The sequence below is a fragment of the Flavobacterium sp. AJR genome (assembly GCF_002156885.1).
In the GTDB taxonomy this organism is placed as follows: Bacteria; Bacteroidota; Bacteroidia; order Flavobacteriales; family Flavobacteriaceae; genus Flavobacterium.
In genome coordinates, this window is the sequence record NZ_NCWQ01000054.1 from 23,779 (window position 1) to 41,911 (window position 18,133).

An 18,133-nucleotide genomic window follows, 5' to 3' on the forward strand; every position below is an offset into this window, starting at 1 on the left:
TGATACGTGTTAAATTAAAAAGCTAGATTTAAACCAAAAACCATTTGCCTGCTACGCGGATATGCAGAATAATCTACTCCCGGAGTTAGCGGTGTTTTTCTTCTTGTAGAAACCTCAGGATCTGGTCCTGAATAATTCGTAAGAAGGAAAACATTAGTAGCTGTTAGGTAAAATCTTAATTTAGAAACTCCCAATGCCGAAATAAGAGAATTTGGAGATGTATATCCTAATGTAAGCGTATTAAGTCTTAAAAAAGAACCATCTTCGACTGCCCAATCATTAAAAACAAAACGATTCATATATGGTGACCACATTGTTGTATTAGCGTTAAGAGCTGCTAATTGAGTAGGATCTGTTACTAATTGTCCAGAAGCCGGATCAAGATTTGTCCATCTGTTACCATCGGCCATATCTGTACTTAAATTTCTATATTGCCCATTTGGCGTAGAAGTCGTAAATTCAACTTTATTAGCATTATAAACATCATTGCCAATACTATAGTTAAAAGAAGCTGAAAGATCAAATCCATAAGCGTTTCCGTTAATTACAAAACCTCCACTATATTTTGGGTTAGAATTACCAATTATTGTACGATCATCTACAGTTACCACACCATCACCGTTTAAATCTTTTAACTTCATACTTCCTGGTTGCACAGCACCAACAATACCCGAGCTATTTGCAATTCCTGGTTTTAAAGTATATTTCGTTCCGTCATAATCAAAATCAGATACTTCATAACGACCATCATTCTTAAAGCCATACATCATACCTATTGGCTGACCCACTTTTACCTGATAATCTCCATCTATTGCCGAATTCCAAGTACTTGAAGGATTAAAACTATCCATAACTCCAAGAGAGTTAATGCGGTTTTTATTTATACCTACGTTAAAAGAAAAATTCAAACCATAATTCTGTTTTTGTAATGCCACAACATTTAGAGTAGCTTCAAAACCTGTATTTTGAGTTTCTCCCATGTTTCGATATTGGCTCGAATAACCTGATCCTGCTATAAGGAAATTTATTAAAAGATCTTTAGTTACATTTTTATACATTTCTACAGAACCATTTACACGGCTTTTAAAAAAATCAAAATCTATTCCTAAGTTCTGCGTTACTGTAGTCTCCCATTTTAAGTCTGGATTAAACAAGATCGTTGGTGCAGCCCAATAATTTTCAGTACCATCCATCCAAGAAGATGGGGTTGATTCTAAAGTTTTTACTGTTTGTCCGGTTGGGATATTATTATTCCCAGCCTCACCATAACTCAATCTTACTTTAAGTGAGTTTATCCAGGAAACCTCTTTTAAGAAACTTTCTTCAGATATTTTCCAAGCTGCTGCTGCTGCAGGGAAAAATCCCCATTTATTACCGTCGGCAAACTTACTTGATCCGTCGGCACGATATGTTGCCGTAAAAAGGTAACGATCTTTATAATCGTAATTTAAACGTCCAAAAAACGAAAGTAATTTATCATCTGCAAAATAATAATTATCTACAGAGATAGGTTTACCTTGTGAAGTCAATTTTTTAGCTTGTTCAAAATCAAAAAACGTCGGAAAACCTTGTAAAGTAGTATTTACATCATTTCTTTGATAATTAATAGACTCTTCTCCTACAAGGATTTTTAAATTATGATTATCACCCAATGCTTTTTTAAAGTCATAATTAAGGGTATTTGCGTTTCTAAAACGAACTTCTGTACGATCACTCATTATAAGTGCAGGCATTCCTTGTAGTGTAGCAGCAGGTTTATTGGCTACATAATAAGTAGAACGTCCATAAAAACGAGAATCCAAATAACTATAATTATCAAGTCCTAAGTCGGTTTTAAAAACCAGTTTATCAGTAATTTTCCATGAAAAACTACCTAACATATTAAAGTTTTTTCTAAGCTGCTGGCGGTCATTATCGGCTACAGCCACAAAAGGATTTACAAGATAACCTGATACTGCCTCATCTGTATCATCTGTAGTTAAGCCTGGCATTGGTAATGGCGAATATCCCACAGCGTGTTTTAAACGAGAATCATTTGATGAAACTTCATTTTGTTCATTAGCTCCTCCTCCGTTTATTTCTGAATTAGAGTAACGCATCGTAAAGGTAAGATCAACTTTTTCACTCGCTTTACTTTTTAGCGCAAGCGATAAGTTATCTCTTTTAAAATCTGAACCTTGCATAATAGCAGTTTCATCATAATGCGCATAATTAAAATTGAAATTAATTTTATCCGAACCACCACGTATAGCTAAATCACGGCTTTGTACTTCTCCAGTACGACCATAAATTTGTTTTTGCCAGTTATCCCCCTTTAAACCTTTGTAAATATCATAATCTTGCCATGATCCAAAATATTTTTCATACGAATCTGCATTTCCTTTTGCGAGCAAAGCATACTCATATTGCCACTTTACAAAATCATCTGGCGCAAGAACATCAATTTCATTAGCCATCTTTTTCATTCCGTAGAACATATTAAAGTTCACTGCAATTTTACCATCTTTACCACTTTTGGTAGTAATAATAATAACTCCATTAGCGCCTCTAGAACCATAAATTGCTGTAGATGCAGCATCTTTTAAGGTGGTAATAGTATCAATATCAGATGGAGAAATATCGTTCATGCTATTTACAGGAAATCCATCTACTATTATTAATGGGGAGCTATCTTGTGTTAAAGATCCTCCACCACGAATTCTAATTTTAACTTCTGAATCTGGCGAACCTTCTGAAGATATTACCTGAACCCCAGCTATACGCCCTGTTAGAGCTTCGGCTACGTTTGCAATAGGTGTCTTTCTTACATCGTTACCCGATAAAGTAGAAACAGCGCCAGTTAAATCCCCTTTTTTTACTGATCCGTATCCAATAACTACAACTTCGTTTAATGTATTGGCATCTTCACTTAATACAATATCTATTTTGTTTTTTCCAGTTAAAGCAACTTCTTTAGTTTTAAATCCTATAAATGAAAAAGTTAATATCGCTTTCGGATTCGTAAGCTTTATTTTATAATGTCCGTCAAAGTCGGTCGAAACACCATTCTTTGATCCTTTTTCTAATACATTTACACCCGGTAAAGTTAAACCTGCGGCATCTTTAACGGTACCTTCTATTGTTACATCCTGAGCAAAAATTTGATTGCTCATGAAAAATATCAGAAAAAAGGCCCAGACAAAATAACTTCTTGTCCCTTTTTTTAATAAATGGTTATTATTCATAAATTTGGTTTTAATAGTTAAGGTTTGTTTGTTTTGGTGGTTTATTTTATGCTTTTCATTTTAGCACCATTGATGTAGGTATTATTAAACTTTAAATTCTTTACATGTTTAAGCGAATATGGTTTTTCTACTTTATCGATTCTAACATTGGTAAACGTGATATTTTCTATAGGCGATTGCTCATATCCATCGGCTAGAATACCAAACTTTCCTCCATTTTTTACTTTAATATTTTCTAGATTAATGTTTCGTATTGCTGGAATAAAATCACCTACTTGGCTACCATAGATATCATAAAACATGGTAACTCTCAAAACACTTTCGGCAACGGTTCCAACTTCAATATTCCTTACATAAACATTCTCTGTAAGTCCACCTCTTTTTGAGTTGGTTTTGATTCTAATAGCTCTATCTAGATTAGGGCTATCCATGATGCAATTTTCTACAAAAACATTGCTTACACCAGCAGATATCTCACTTCCCATTACAACACCGCCATGACCATCTATCATTTTGCAGTTTTGAACAATGATATTTTTACTCGGAATCCCAACTCTTCTTCCATCCCCATCTCTACCAGATTTTATAGCTATACAATCATCACCAGTATTAAAGGTGCAGTTTCTGATAATTACATTTTGAGAATATTCCGGATCGCAACCATCATTATTAGGACCATGACTTATTATAGTTACACCATCGACGATTACATCTCTGGATTTCATAGGATGGATAACCCATGAAGGCACATCGTTAATTTTTACATCTTTTACCAAAACAGTATTACACTCGAAGAATTCTAAGAAATTCGGGCGTATATAATGACCTTCTCCAAAAACTCTTTCGGCTACCGGAGTTCCTATTTCTCCCATTTCTACCAAAGCTGGACGATTAAGTGCATCATTCTGGCTCGGCATTCCTTTTTCCCAACCATACCCCTTACCAGCCCAAGTCCACCAGTTTTTAGTACTAGATTGACCGTTAAGCGTTCCTTTTCCGGTTACTGCAACATTTGTTTTTTTGTAAGCATATATAAAAGGAGAATAATTCATCATTTCAGTCCCTTCAAAAGAGGTATGAACTATAGGATAATCTTTAGGATTTGTACTAAATAAAATCTCTGCATTATCATCCAGAAACAAATTCACATTATTGTCTAAATGTATTGCTCCAGTAAAATATTTTCCGTTTGGCACTACTACCTTACCACCACCACTTGCAACACAAGCTTCGATAGCTTTTTTAAACGCTAGCGTATTATCTGTAACACCATCAGGTATTGCTCCATATTCATTTATGTTAAAATTTTTATCAGGGAATTTTGTAGTAGGAATTTTTTTAATTATTTCTTCCATTTCCTTCCATGGATTTTTTTGAGCTTGCAATTTAGAAGAAGTAATACACGATAAAAATAAAGCTGTAATTACTATATAAATATATTTAGTATTCGCAAGTATTGGTTTATTTATAAGCATTGTGGTATAGTTTTTAGAATTCGTTTTCAACAATTATATATTTAAATGTAATCGATTACACGAAAATATATAATTACTTTAATTAGAAATGACTGCGCACTCATTCTCTGTCTTTTTCTGGTCAAAAGAAAGTCTACTGTATTGCCTAATTTATCTACTGCTCTATATAAATAACACCAAATACCATTTACTTTGATATAGGTCTCATCTAATCTCCAGCTCCCTCCCACGCTACCTTTTCTCTTCTTCATCGCTGACTCAAGCAAAGGTGTAAACTTATAAACCCAGCGCTGAATCGTAGCATGATCCACAAGCACTCCTCTAATTTTCATTATTTCCTCAACATCACGGTAACTAAGTGTAAATCTTAGCTTGAAATATACTGCCTGAAGAATTATATATTTTGGATAACAATGACCTTTAGTATTCATCTTTTGATCGGTTTAAAATTCTAAAGATAAAAGTTATTCCCAGATGCGACAGAACCGTATCTTCTGTTTGTATGCTTTTTTACTGCATAAATGTGAGCAGTAAACAGAAGCCACAGTTTTAGGCAGAAATTCCTCCCCGCAGTTAAGACATTGTTTATTTATTCTTTTCATCATCTTTGTCTCCTCATTAAGGTACCATAAGTAGACATAAGTGCCACTTCGTCTCCTTTTAAGTGCCGGTACAAATATGGTACAAATATATGATAAAAAACGATTAAAAAAGAGCAGAAACAAAAATGCATAAAAAAGAAAAACCGCTGTAAACTTTACGTTTACAGCGGTTTAACACTTATTATTAACTGATGTTAATCAGTAATTATTTGACTTCTTCGAATTCAACGTCTTCAACATTGTCTCCTTGAGCTTGCTCTTGTTGTGGAGCAGCTTGTTGACCTTGTTCTCCTTGAGCGTACATTGCTTCTGTAGCTGTTTTCCAAGCTGCATTAATGTTGTCAAGAGCAGTTTGAATAGCTGGAATATCTTGAGATTGGTGAGCCATTCTCAATTCAGTTAAAGCGTACTCAACAGCAACTTTATGATCGTCAGCTAATTTGCTTCCTAACTCTTTTAATTGAGTTTCAGTTTGGAAAATCATGCTGTCAGCTTCGTTTAATTTCTCAGCTCTTTCTTTTGCTATTTTATCAGCGTCAGCGTTAGCTTCAGCATCTTTTTTCATTTTTTCGATTTCTTCAGCTGTTAATCCAGAAGAAGCTTCGATACGGATATCGTGAGATTTTCCAGTTCCTTTATCAGTTGCAGAAACTTTGATGATACCATTAGCATCGATATCAAAAGTAACCTCGATTTGAGGAACTCCTCTTGGTGCTGGTGGAATACCATCTAAGTGAAAACGACCGATAGTTTTGTTATCAGCAGCCATCGCTCTTTCACCTTGCAATACGTGAATTTCAACAGATGGTTGAGAATCAGCAGCAGTAGAGAAAACTTGAGATTTTTTAGTTGGAATAGTAGTATTAGACTCAATTAATTTAGTCAATACACCACCCATAGTTTCGATACCTAAAGATAAAGGTGTAACGTCAAGTAACAATACATCTTTTACATCTCCAGATAAAACTCCACCTTGAATAGCTGCTCCAATTGCAACAACCTCATCAGGGTTAACACCTTTAGATGCTTTTTTACCAAAGAATTTTTCAACTTCGTCAGCGATTCTTGGCATACGAGTAGAACCTCCTACAAGAATAACTTCGTCAATATCAGCAGTAGTTAAACCTGCATCTTTTAATGCTTTAGCAACTGGCTCCATAGAACGTTTAACTAATGAATCAGTTAATTTTTCGAACTGAGCTCTAGACAATTTTTTCACTAAGTGTTTTGGTCCAGAAGCCGTAGCAGTTACGTATGGCAAGTTGATTTCAGTTTCAGAAGAAGAAGACAATTCAATTTTTGCTTTCTCAGCAGCTTCTTTCAAACGCTGTAATGACATTGGGTCAAGACGTAAGTCAATACCTTCTTCAGCTTTAAATTCGTCAGCTAACCAGTCAATAATTTCGTGGTCAAAATCATCTCCACCTAAGTGAGTATCACCATTTGTAGATAATACTTCAAATACACCGTCTCCTAATTCAAGAACAGAGATATCAAATGTACCTCCACCTAAATCGTAAACAGCAATTTTTTGATCAGTTCCTTTTTTATCTAATCCGTAAGCCAAAGCTGCTGCTGTAGGCTCATTGATGATACGCATAACTTTAAGACCTGCAATTTCACCAGCTTCTTTAGTAGCTTGACGTTGTGCATCATTAAAGTAAGCAGGAACAGTAATAACCGCTTCAGTTACAGTTTGACCTAAATAGTCTTCAGCAGTTTTTTTCATTTTTTGAAGAGTCATTGCAGACAATTCTTGAGCAGTATATAAACGACCATCAATATCCACACGTGGAGTATTGTTGTCACCTTTTACTACTTTGTAAGATACTCTTTTTGCTTCGTTTGTAGTCTCAGCAAAAGTGTGTCCCATAAAACGTTTAATAGAAGCAATCGTTTTTGTAGGATTCGTTACCGCTTGTCTTTTTGCAGGATCACCCACTTTAATTTCTCCACCTTCAACAAAAGCGATGATAGATGGCGTTGTTCTTTTTCCTTCTGCGTTAGGAATAACAACTGCTTCGTTACCTTCCATTACAGAAACACAAGAGTTCGTAGTCCCTAAATCAATTCCGATTATTTTACCCATTTTTTTATATATTTAATTTTGATGTATACTTATTTTAACAACTCATGGTGCTTAAGTCAATCTTTGTGCCAATACAAAAAAACCATATAAATTGTCAGTTTTCCATACTGGCACACCAAATATTATATGACAACATGACATTTTTTCCTACTGACATTTACGTCACAACCCAATATACAATGTCATTATCAGGAGCTATTCCTGCTGTACACTATATCTTTTTCTGTCTAAAGGAGCCAGAAAAAGGATGCCGTTTCCATCAGGGCTAGAACAACCATTACGCTACCCTACTTTAATACTTCCCTAAAAATATAAAATTACAAATCTTATATAAAATACTATATTTCAAAAAGTTATTAAAAACATAAATTTAAACATAAATATCCAAAAGACAATGAATTTTAAGGTCACGATAAAAAACATAACCGATACGAAACTTAATCTTAACTTTATTATCAAAAAAAAATTAGCATAATCTAATAGCATAATACCCTACAGGATTTAAATAATTTTAAGGAAATAGCTACATTAGCACCATTTTTAAATTACTTATATTCACAGGAACAGCAACAAAACAAATAGAATTGATGAACAACTGCTGTTCTAGATTAAAAATACTTTCCAAAATAGTAACAGATAAGAACATTCAATGAAAGCATACATTCAAACAGACAAATCCGGAAACTACTACAATGTAAACGCTTATGTTGCCAACGAAGGCTTTCAATCTTTAGGTTGAGAAACAAAAAAATACTTTTTAATAGATGACATCACAGACAACAACCCCGAAAGTTTAGTTGTTGGCGGTATTGGAAACGTGAGAAAACGATTGGAAAAATTCGGAATAGAGCGCCCTACAAATGAAATAGATTATCCTCAAGAATTAGAAAAATATTTAGGCAGGAAGGTTTGGGTTTCTACAATTGAAGAAATATTTGCAGACGAAAAAAATTGGAATGTTTTTATAAAACCAAAAAAAGACATCAAAAAGTTTGCAGGAAAAGTCGTTAAGGATTATAAAGACTTTATTGGAATTGTTGACAACGACAATCCAACGCAAATTTGGTGTTCTGAAATAGTAAATTTTAAAACTGAATGGAGATGTTTTATAAGATACGGTCAAATTTTAGATATTAGACAGTATAAAGGTGCTTGGGATTCTAAACTCGACTTGTCTATAATTGAAAATGCTGTTAAAGATTTTAAAAGTGCTCCAGCTTCATACGCTTTAGATTTTGGTATAGATGAAAATGACACTATGAAATTAGTCGAAATAAATGATGGACATTCGTTGGGAACTTATGGAATAAGCCCAACAAATTATGCTAAGTTTTTATCTGCAAGATGGTCAGAGTTAACAAAAACAAAAGATTATACTCGATTTTAAAAATACGATTACCAACAAGTAGATTCGGAATATTAACCCACAAAAAAATGAAACTAAAACTAACTTTACTCTTTTTGACTTTGTCTATTTCGGCATTTGCACAAACCAATTTAGGAATTGGTTTAATTGCTATTAAATTTAATGACAAAACAGTTTTGCCCTTTTATTCTTCAATTAATGATAAACAACCTATAAAAACAATTCGTTTTTTTAATGATGAAACGATCAACAGCTGGAACATTCAAGATCTCAAAAATCAACAAAAATGGTTAAAACCAGAAATACTATGGTTAGATTATAACTTCTTTATTTTCCGCTGCGAGAAACAAGAAAAAGACTGGTTTAAGATAATTGTAGACAATGAGTCTGGAAAATCACTCTGGATTAAGAAAAGTAAAAATACCGAATTTAGAGATTGGGAAAAGTACCTTCAGGATATGTTTAGAATTTCAAGAAAATCTAAAGCCGACAAAATTTATAAATTGCCAAATACAAATTCCGGAACAATTAAATATTTAGGAGAAGAGTGTTTTCAGGTTAAATCGATGAAAGGCGATTGGATAGAGATTTTCACATCTGAATGTGATGACGTAAAAAGTGAAATAAAATCAGGATGGATAAAATGGAAGAATGGAAACACTTTACTAATAGAATGTTTTCCAACAAGTTAAAATAATCAAAAAAACAAATACAGCAATATTACATTAGCATTTTTCAAAATTACGTAAATGGAAAATTACAGCATCATCATATTTATACTCGCAATAGTAATAGGGCTTTCGGTACTTGCAGAACAAATAAAATTGCCCTACCCTATCTTACTGGTAATCGTAGGTATAGCCATAGGATTTATTCCCGGAATTCCTGAGATAGAAATTAATCCCGAGATAATCTTCCTACTCTTCCTGCCACCATTATTATACGACGCCTCATTTAATATTTCCCCAAAAGATTTTAAGACCAATCTTAGTACAATAGGCACACTAGCAATACCCTTAGTATTTCTTACCACGTTTTGGATAGCCGTAGTAGCGCGTTATATGATACCAGGAATGACATGGCCACTAGCATTTGTATTAGGCTCCATACTCTCTGCAACCGATGCTGTTGCTGCCATGAGCATTACCAAAGGATTAGGACTATCACACAAAACCATAACAATCCTAGAGGGCGAAAGCCTTATTAACGATGCTTCGGCATTAGTAGCATACCGCTTTGCAGTTGCAGCAGCATTAGGATATTCATTTGTAATATGGGAAGCAACATTACAATTTATACTATTATTAGGAGGCGGATTTCTGGTAGGTTTTACAATGGGAAAAATTTTAGCGTTTGTACTCCAGAGAGTACATAAAAACCCAATAGTCACAATAAGCTTCATGCTCCTTATGCCTTTTGTAACCTATCTGGTTGCCGAACACCTACATGTTTCAGGAGTTATCGCCGTAGTAATATTAGGACTAGCAATAGCACGTTTTAGCAACAAGATTTTCCCCGAAAGTTTAAAGAACCAATCCAAAGGATTATGGGATATTATTATCTTCCTCCTAAACGGATTAATCTTTATCCTAATCGGACTCAATTTTCCTTATATCCTAAAAAATATCGACAACAGCCTTATACTACCTTATATTGGTTATGCAGTAATAATAACAATTGTAGCATTATTGATACGAATGACAAGGGTATTTCTTCAGAAAATAAAGCTTCAGAAAGCATTCAAAAAAAATGACACGAAAAAAAGAAAAGTTAGTGAACACACACTTCTAGATTCCAAGAATAGCTTCATAATAAGTTGGTCTGGAATGCGCGGTATTGTTTCGCTAGCCATTGCCATGGGATTACCCAAAACACTCGAAGACGGAAATCCATTTCCCCAACGAAGCGCAATAATATTCATATCCGTTGCCGTAGTATTACTAACTCTCATCGGGCAAGGACTTACATTACCGTGGATAGTCAAAAAACTTAATCCAAAAAAGGAATAATTATTTCTAGAAAACAATCCTGCTATCCTATACCAGTGACTAGAAATTTTATTACAGCCCATATATTTTAACCCGTTGGGTGTAATTAATTTTAACACATAGAAACATAGGCTTTGTATTCTCAAAGAAGTCGTTTCACTTATTTTAAATGCACATAGCTAAGCTATGTGAAAGAAATGTATTTCTTTTTGTGTTCTTTTTTACACATAAAATCTATGTTTCTATGTGTTAAATGAAATTTTTACGACCCGAGCGAAGCGAATAGACGCAGTAATTACACCCAACGGGTTATTTTAATTAATTTTAACCACAAATTTGCAAATTTATCATGTGAGTTTGTGGTTTTTTATTTGTTAATTTGAAACTGTGTTGCGAATAATAATTGCCAAAAAATCAATTAAATTTAAAAATTTTAACAGATAAAAAACAGATTCATTAATGACTTGTAAATCAGTATACTTTCAAAGAAATAAAATAATTCTTCTAGTATTTATCGTCTTAGCATTTTCATGTAAAAAAGAGGTAAAAGCAGTACATAAAAAGAGTATTAAAGACACCATTTCGGCTGTAGAACCAGAAGAGGAAAAAATAATTCCGACCGAAATAGAAAGTAATTTTCTAAAAAGACTTATTAAGGAAGAGATTGGCACCCAAAAATATAAGGAGATGCAAATATCCGAATCGCCTTATTATGTTGACTTTGCAAATGATGGCGATCCGTATACGGTTTCATTTTCAATTTTTGAAAAACGTGATTTTAATAATGACGGAATCATTGATTATGTAATTAACAGATCATCTGAAGGAATGTTGGGAGGAAATGCAAACACAAATCGAGATTTTATTTTTTATATTATGCAAGATGAAATTAAGGAGAAAGAATCGCATAGTATTCTGGGATACGCACCTTTTTCTTACAATATAATAGACGAAGCAAATTTTGTTGGAAATAAATTTAAAATTAAGGTTACACAAAATTTCAGAACGTATTCTAGTGCGGTAGAAGATTTAAAATCGACTTCATTATCATTTATATACAAGAATGGTAATCTATATGAAGAATCGTATTTGTCAAGTTGTAAATTGGCAAAATTAAAATCGAAAACTATTTTTAATGCTATTCCGGGAGTAGAAAAACGTACCAGAAGTATCGAAATGCATAATTATACCGAAACTATCGAAGAAATATATAAAAAGAATGATACTCTAATTAATGCAAGTGTAGGAGGTTGTGATAATTTAATATTAGAGTTTAATACGTTTTATAAAGTAGAACCAGATAAAATAGATAATACTGAATTTAAAAAAGAAACTGCTTTACAATTATTAGAATTTTTAGCTAAGAATACGCAGTTTTCAAAAGAAATTAATGTTGCAATAAACTATTATCAAAACAATCCTTTAGACAACGAATATATCGAAAAGATAAAAGGATACGGATTTAGAGTTTTAATTGATAAAGACGAGGACCGCAAAGGAGAATTAAGGTTTTTAGTTCAAATTGATAAAATAGATAACCCCTATCAAAAAGAGAATTGGGAAATTGTAACACGCAATAAAAAACCAATTAATGAGGATGATGAATATTAGTTTTTGTTAGGAACAAAGAGGCAGAGTTGCAAAGGGACAGAGGGACAGAGGATAAAACTTAGCGCCTTAGCGCCTTTGCGAGATTACAAACGAACCCAAGCAAAAAAAAACTTTGCGCCTTAGTGACAAAAAAATCAGGTATTTGTACTGGGGTTATAGGCTATTTGTTTTAATTACATTTGAAAACCAACCATGAAAGAAAAAATACTTAAAAAATTAAAAGAAATAGAAAACGATAAACAAGTCGAAATACTTTTTGCTTGCGAATCGGGTAGTCGTGCTTGGGGATTTGCTTCTCCCGATAGTGACTACGATATCCGTTTTATATACAAACACAAACCAGAATATTATTTATCGCTTTGGGAAAAACCAGATGTTATCGAGTTTATGACCGAAGATGATCTTGATGGTTCTGGTTGGGATTTGCGGAAAGCCGTAAAGTTATTATCAAAATCTAACGCACCTTTGATAGAATGGTTGTTTTCGCCCGAGGTGTATTATAAAAACGATGTTTTTTTGCAAGAAATGCAATTACTAGCCAGAGAATGTTTCTCGCCAATAGCGACTTTACATCATTATTTGGGAACAACAAAAAACTTTATGGATGTTTGCGAAATGGAAGAAGTAAAACTAAAAAGTTATTTCTATGCTTTACGAACTGCTTTAGCTGGAAAATGGATTATAGAAAACAATACATTTCCGCCAGTTGCTTTTGCCGATTTATTGCCAATTGCACCACAAAACATACAAGATAAAATAATAGAATTACAACATATAAAAGCCAACCAAGACGAAAAGTATTTACACCCAAAAGAAATTTCTATTACAGATTTTTTATTGGAGACCGTGAAGTTTAATCAGGAGAATGCAAGTAAGTTAGGAAGTGGGAAGAAGTTGAATGAAGAGTTGGATTTGTTTTTTAGGGAAATGATGAAATTATAATTATGGAAAATATTTATGACTTGGTTCTAGAGGAACCTGAAAAATTTAAAGATTACTTTTTTAGTGATGAGAGTAATTCAATTACATATTTTTCAAAGTTTAATTCTATAAATATTATTGTTGGTGCAAATAATAGTGGTAAGAGTAGGTTTCTTAGACAATTAATGTCAGACAACTACTTTACAGGGCTAAGAGATTTGCTTTTTTTTGAAAAAGAAATTGAATATTACAATGATAGAGTTGTTAGTATAAATTTAATGATTGTAGAAAAATATAATTTGCTTGCTGAAAACTTTAAGAGGGCAATCTATGTAAGTGGTACTAATAAGGATGAGATTAATGCTAAATTTTTATCTAGTAATCGTCTAAAAAAACTTGAAAATAATGATTATAAAAGTGTTCTTAAAATAATTCAAGATAATAAGGTAAAACTTGATAGTCTTAAAACTTTTATGATTGAAGATCCATATATATTCAATTATTCAAAAATCACAAATGAGTTCATAAAAGTTTTTAAAGATTTCAAAAAGTATTATATACCAACTTTAAGGACAGCGCACTCTTTATTTACTTTTAAATCAGGTAATTATTCTAAAATTGAAAATGATATTTATCTAGAAACTTTGAATAATTACTATAAATTAGACAATATTAATGTTGATGTGTTTACTGGTGTTCATCTTTACAAAGAAATACTAAATACAAGGAACTCTAGAAGAGATGTAAGGGATAAGTTTGACAAATTTGAGGAGTTTATTAGAGTTAATTTTTTTGACGGAAAAAAAATTGACATTGTCGCGGAGTTTGATAAAGATGAAAGTTTAAAAGGAAATAACAATTTCGAAATCATAAGTGTACATATCGAAGGAGAAAAAGAAACTCGAAAACTTTATGAACTTGGAGATGGTATACAAGGCATAATAATTTTAATGTATAAAATTTTTATGGCTGAACCTGAATCATTTATTTTTATTGATGAACCAGAACTCAATTTGCATCCTGGAATGCAAAGATTATTTTTAGAACAAATTACAACTAACAAAGATTTAACAGATAAGAATCTGAAATACATAATTACTACGCATTCAAATCATTTTTTAGACTTAACAATTGAAAAAGAAAATGTATCTATTTATTCATTTTCTCCGAGAAGTAATGAATTAAATGATAAACAGTTTACTATAAAAAATGTAAATAGAGGTAATAACTCATTACTTAAGGAATTAGGTGTAAATAATTCTTCTGTATTTATGGCAAATTGCAGTATTTGGTTAGAAGGAATATCGGATAGAAATTATATAAAAGCATTTTTAAAATCGTATTGTGATTCAATTAAGAAATGTTATTTGAAAGAAGATATTGATTTTGCTTTTTTTGAATATGCGGGTTCTAATATTGACCATTATGTTTTTGAAGATGAAGTTGAAAAAGAGGATGTTGAGATTGTTTTAAAGGATATAAAAGCATTAGCAATTAGCAATAAGATCTTTCTTTTAGCTGATTCTGATGCATCAAAGCAAAGTAGTAAAAAGGGAATTAGATTAAAAGCCCTTGAAGATGCTAAAACAGATAATTTTGAACCTAAAATTATTTGGAACATAAGGGAGATTGAAAATCTTTTGACTAATGAAATGTGGAAAGAAATTTTAATTGATTTATGCAATAAAACATTGGTTAAATCACATGGAGATGAGATTTTAGTAAAAATTGATGAAGCGTTGTCAGAAATTAATTCTTCAGATTTTTTTAAAGATTATATTGGAGAGTTCCTTGAAAAAATTAGAAAAAAAATGAGTAAAATATCGTCAACATATATCCTTAATCAATCAACATATGAAGTTAAATCAGATGGTTCATTTGGAACAATAATTAACAAACGAGAACTAAGTGAGTTAGTTTTTAATAAAAATTTTTCATGGGAAATTTTATCCAAAAATAAAGAAATTGAAAAATTAACAATTGAGATTTATAATTTTATTACGCAAAAATAATGACCATCCAAACTCTAAAGTATTAAGTCCTAATCCTTTTCGAAGTTATTTCTGGAGATGATTTTTTTTGGAGTTAGAAGCTCCCGTATATGTTAAGATATGAATCTTGCCAATTAACTGGAACGGTTTGGATTGAATTACATTTAATGTTTAATTCAATTGAAAAACGTAACTTATATTTTTACTTTAAATGACTATAATATTATGATTAAATACTTACTACTAACGCTTAGCTTTTTTTATTTTACTGTTGTTTCTTCCCAAAACTTAGAAAAAATTAATTCTATTGAAGAAGCTGAGAATTTTATTAAATTGAATTCAAAGGCAGAAATCACAACTTTTGAAATTAGTAATGATAGTCTGAATTATTATAAAAATAGATTTCTTGAAAAAGATATGATAGATAAAAATAGAATTGTGAAAACTGAACCTATTGTCTCGATGAGAGTGAGTTATATTTATTTAGATGGTAGTAAGTTGACTATTAATGGTATTAATGATAAAAGGAAAGAAATTATCAAGTTATACAAAAAAGGTAAATCATTTGGAGAATTAGTTGCTATCTATAATATGGACAGTAATGCTAACAAAGGAGATTTAGGATGGTTTAATGAAGGAGTTATGCATAAAACATTCGAAGATGCAATTAAAAATCATAAAAAGGATGATCTGTTTGAAGTTGATATTCCTGAAAATAAATGGTATTATGTTATTTTGAAAACCTATAATGATTTGCCCAAATCGATCTTTTATATTCTGAGTGTGATTGAGTAAAAATATCGTGTAATCTTAATAAATCTATGACCATTCAAACCCTTAAATCCCAAAATTTAATCCTTTTCGAAGTTATTTCGGGAAGTAAATCTTTTGGGCTAAATACACCAACATCAGATACTGATATAAAAGGCGTTTATTATCTGCCTAAAGAAAAGTTCTTTGGGTTAGATTATATTCCGCAAATAAGTAATGAAACCAATGATGAGGTTTATTACGAAATTGGTCGTTTTGTAGAATTGTTGCTAAGGAACAATCCAAATATATTAGAGATTTTGGCTTCGCCAGATGATTGTATTTTGTACAAACATCCGCTTATGGATAACTTGAAGATAGAAGATTTTCTATCTAAACTATGTAAAGATTCGTTTGCGGGTTATGCCGTTACGCAAATCAAGAAGGCAAGAGGTTTAAACAAGAAAATTGTTAACCCAATGCCAAAGGAAAAGAAAAGTCTTTTGGATTTTTGTTATGTATTAAAAGGATATGAAACGATTTCATTAAATAGTTTTTTGGCTGAGAATAATTGGAATCAAGAACAAATAGGTTTGGTTAATTTGCCAAATTCTAAAGGGATGTTTGCGATGTTTTTTGACGAAAATATAATGTTAGGTTATAAAGGAATTATTCAGAAAGAAATGTCGAATGAAGTTTCACTTTCTTCTATTCCTAAAGGTGAAAAGCTAATAGGGTATTTATCTTGCAATCAAGACGGATATTCTAAATATTGTAAAGAATACACCGAATATTGGAGTTGGATAGATAAACGAAACGAAGATCGTTACAATACCAACCAACAACACGGCAAAAATTATGATAGCAAGAATATGATGCATACCATCCGACTTTTGCAAACTGCCGAACAAATTCTGGCAACAGGAAAATTAAATATCAGAGTTCCCAATCGGGAAGAATTACTCGATATAAAAGCAGGAAATAAAGAATATGATGCTTTACTAGAAATGGCAGATAATTTAATTGTTTCTATCGAAAATCATTATAAAACCTCAACTTTGCCTGAAAAACCAAATGAAGAAAAAGTAATTCAAACTTTAATCGAGATTCGAGAAGAACTATATAAATAAAAACAAAAAAAATGCGCAAATTCTAAAAAGTGATTTGCGCATTTTATATTTAAGAAATTCTCTTATCGAGAATATTGTTTTCCTTTCTCGATGTGTCTTTTATTTTGCGAAAAAAAATAATCCTAAAAAAAGTATGTAAACAACAAATGGGAACCTTTTTGTACAGGAACAATCTGAAAAGTTCCATTTATAGCTTCCATTCGCAAAGACATATTTGTCAAACCATTTCCTTTTTGTATAGTGTCTGATAATCCAATACCATCATCAATGACAGTAATTTTAAAAGAAGTATCGGTTTGCTCAAATTGAATATGGATGTTCTTTGCCTGACTGTGTTTATAAACATTATGAACGGCTTCTTTAATAACTAAAAAAAGATTTCGTCTTGCTTTTACCGATAAATTAGTTTCTTTTTCAAGAATATTCAAATCCAACTGTGAATCAATCGTAGTCTTATCCAAAAAACGTTTCACATATATACTGGTGTATTCTATAAAATTGTCGATAGTATCATTTTGAGAATTCAAACTCCAAAGGATTTCTCGCATGGCTAAATTCATATCTTCAGAAGTATTTATGATTGCTTCTAAATCTTCTGAATAACTTTCCTCTGGCATTTTATATTTTAAAAACTCAGCCTGAAGTTTTATAGCCGAAATTCCGGCACCTAAATCATCATGCATATCTTGCGAAATTCGTTCTCTTTCTAACTGAATCGCTTTTTGACGTTCTAATTCTTTCTGCAATAATTGATTTTTGAATTCACTTTCTTTTATTTGATCTTCTTGCTGCTGAATTAATTGCTTTTTATTGTAAATGAACACCATCATAATTATAAAGCACACAAATAACAGCATTATGATAATGGCAATAATGTAGGTAAGTTTTATTTCGTGGGGCAGTTCGTTCATTTATTTAGATCTTTTGCTTATTGTTTCATATTTCATTAAGCCCTTAAAAAATAAGATATACATAATACTACTAAT

The 18,133-nt window shown here is 31.8% G+C and carries 13 protein-coding genes; 8 read left to right on the forward strand and 5 right to left on the reverse strand.

Features of this window, described 5'->3' with window-relative positions; genetic code table 11:
* Positions 1-14: 14 nt before the first annotated feature.
* The 4 genes from B8T70_RS14635 to dnaK form a co-directional block, all read right to left on the reverse strand.
* Positions 15-3,152, reverse strand: coding sequence for a TonB-dependent receptor (locus B8T70_RS14635; RefSeq protein ID WP_242667485.1), 3,138 nt, complete (start codon positions 3,150-3,152; stop codon positions 15-17).
* Between the two features lie 113 nt (positions 3,153-3,265).
* Positions 3,266-4,699, reverse strand: coding sequence for a glycoside hydrolase family 28 protein (locus B8T70_RS14640; RefSeq protein WP_086895319.1), 1,434 nt, complete (start codon positions 4,697-4,699; stop codon positions 3,266-3,268).
* 41 nt (positions 4,700-4,740) lie between these two features.
* Positions 4,741-5,130, reverse strand: a complete 390-nt coding sequence (locus tag B8T70_RS14645; protein ID WP_086895320.1) for an IS6 family transposase — start codon at positions 5,128-5,130, stop codon at positions 4,741-4,743.
* 376 nt (positions 5,131-5,506) lie between these two features.
* A complete protein-coding gene (gene dnaK / locus B8T70_RS14655) occupies positions 5,507-7,390 on the reverse strand; it encodes a molecular chaperone DnaK (RefSeq protein ID WP_039112954.1) in 1,884 nt (627 codons plus the stop codon).
* Between the two features lie 829 nt (positions 7,391-8,219).
* Here dnaK and B8T70_RS14660 point away from each other — a divergent pair.
* From B8T70_RS14660 to B8T70_RS14695, 8 genes are all read left to right on the forward strand, one after another.
* Entirely contained in the window at positions 8,220-8,777 is a 558-nt protein-coding gene (locus B8T70_RS14660; protein ID WP_369827401.1) for an ATP-grasp domain-containing protein, read from the forward strand.
* Between the two features lie 47 nt (positions 8,778-8,824).
* Positions 8,825-9,448 carry a hypothetical protein gene (locus tag B8T70_RS14665; RefSeq protein WP_123912113.1) on the forward strand — a complete coding sequence of 208 codons (624 nt, stop codon included), beginning with the start codon at positions 8,825-8,827 and terminating at the stop codon, positions 9,446-9,448.
* 57 nt (positions 9,449-9,505) lie between these two features.
* A complete protein-coding gene (locus tag B8T70_RS14670; RefSeq protein ID WP_086895322.1) occupies positions 9,506-10,765 on the forward strand; it encodes a Na+/H+ antiporter in 1,260 nt (419 codons plus the stop codon).
* A 438-nt stretch (positions 10,766-11,203) separates the two neighbouring features.
* Positions 11,204-12,355 carry a hypothetical protein gene (locus B8T70_RS14675; RefSeq protein WP_086895323.1) on the forward strand — a complete coding sequence of 384 codons (1,152 nt, stop codon included), beginning with the start codon at positions 11,204-11,206 and terminating at the stop codon, positions 12,353-12,355.
* 192 nt (positions 12,356-12,547) lie between these two features.
* On the forward strand, positions 12,548-13,297 hold the full coding sequence (locus B8T70_RS14680) for a nucleotidyltransferase domain-containing protein (RefSeq protein ID WP_086895324.1): 750 nt from the start codon (positions 12,548-12,550) through the stop codon (positions 13,295-13,297).
* A gap of 2 nt (positions 13,298-13,299) precedes the next feature.
* The gene (locus B8T70_RS14685) at positions 13,300-15,288 is read left to right on the forward strand and encodes an AAA family ATPase (protein ID WP_086895325.1); all 1,989 of its coding nucleotides are present in this window, start codon (positions 13,300-13,302) and stop codon (positions 15,286-15,288) included.
* Between the two features lie 204 nt (positions 15,289-15,492).
* On the forward strand, positions 15,493-16,062 hold the full coding sequence (locus B8T70_RS14690; protein WP_086895326.1) for a peptidylprolyl isomerase: 570 nt from the start codon (positions 15,493-15,495) through the stop codon (positions 16,060-16,062).
* Between the two features lie 26 nt (positions 16,063-16,088).
* Positions 16,089-17,147, forward strand: a complete 1,059-nt coding sequence (locus B8T70_RS14695; RefSeq protein ID WP_086895327.1) for a DNA polymerase beta superfamily protein — start codon at positions 16,089-16,091, stop codon at positions 17,145-17,147.
* Between the two features lie 122 nt (positions 17,148-17,269).
* Here the strand turns inward: B8T70_RS14695 and B8T70_RS14700 are convergent, their stop codons facing one another.
* Positions 17,270-18,058 carry a sensor histidine kinase gene (locus B8T70_RS14700; protein WP_086895328.1) on the reverse strand — a complete coding sequence of 263 codons (789 nt, stop codon included), beginning with the start codon at positions 18,056-18,058 and terminating at the stop codon, positions 17,270-17,272.
* Positions 18,059-18,133: the final 75 nt, after the last annotated feature.

Excerpts from the sequence above, each read along its gene's own strand:
- B8T70_RS14635 (WP_242667485.1), bottom strand. The coding sequence starts at position 3,152 with ATGAGCAATCAAATTTTTGCTCAGGATGTAACAATAGAAGGTACCGTT.
- B8T70_RS14640 (WP_086895319.1), bottom strand. The coding sequence starts at position 4,699 with ATGCTTATAAATAAACCAATACTTGCGAATACTAAATATATTTATATA.
- B8T70_RS14645 (WP_086895320.1), bottom strand. The coding sequence starts at position 5,130 with ATGAATACTAAAGGTCATTGTTATCCAAAATATATAATTCTTCAGGCA.
- dnaK (WP_039112954.1), bottom strand. The coding sequence starts at position 7,390 with ATGGGTAAAATAATCGGAATTGATTTAGGGACTACGAACTCTTGTGTT.
- B8T70_RS14665 (WP_123912113.1), top strand. The coding sequence starts at position 8,825 with ATGAAACTAAAACTAACTTTACTCTTTTTGACTTTGTCTATTTCGGCA.
- B8T70_RS14670 (WP_086895322.1), top strand. The coding sequence starts at position 9,506 with ATGGAAAATTACAGCATCATCATATTTATACTCGCAATAGTAATAGGG.
- B8T70_RS14675 (WP_086895323.1), top strand. The coding sequence starts at position 11,204 with ATGACTTGTAAATCAGTATACTTTCAAAGAAATAAAATAATTCTTCTA.
- B8T70_RS14680 (WP_086895324.1), top strand. The coding sequence starts at position 12,548 with ATGAAAGAAAAAATACTTAAAAAATTAAAAGAAATAGAAAACGATAAA.
- B8T70_RS14685 (WP_086895325.1), top strand. The coding sequence starts at position 13,300 with ATGGAAAATATTTATGACTTGGTTCTAGAGGAACCTGAAAAATTTAAA.
- B8T70_RS14690 (WP_086895326.1), top strand. The coding sequence starts at position 15,493 with ATGATTAAATACTTACTACTAACGCTTAGCTTTTTTTATTTTACTGTT.
- B8T70_RS14695 (WP_086895327.1), top strand. The coding sequence starts at position 16,089 with ATGACCATTCAAACCCTTAAATCCCAAAATTTAATCCTTTTCGAAGTT.
- B8T70_RS14700 (WP_086895328.1), bottom strand. The coding sequence starts at position 18,058 with ATGAACGAACTGCCCCACGAAATAAAACTTACCTACATTATTGCCATT.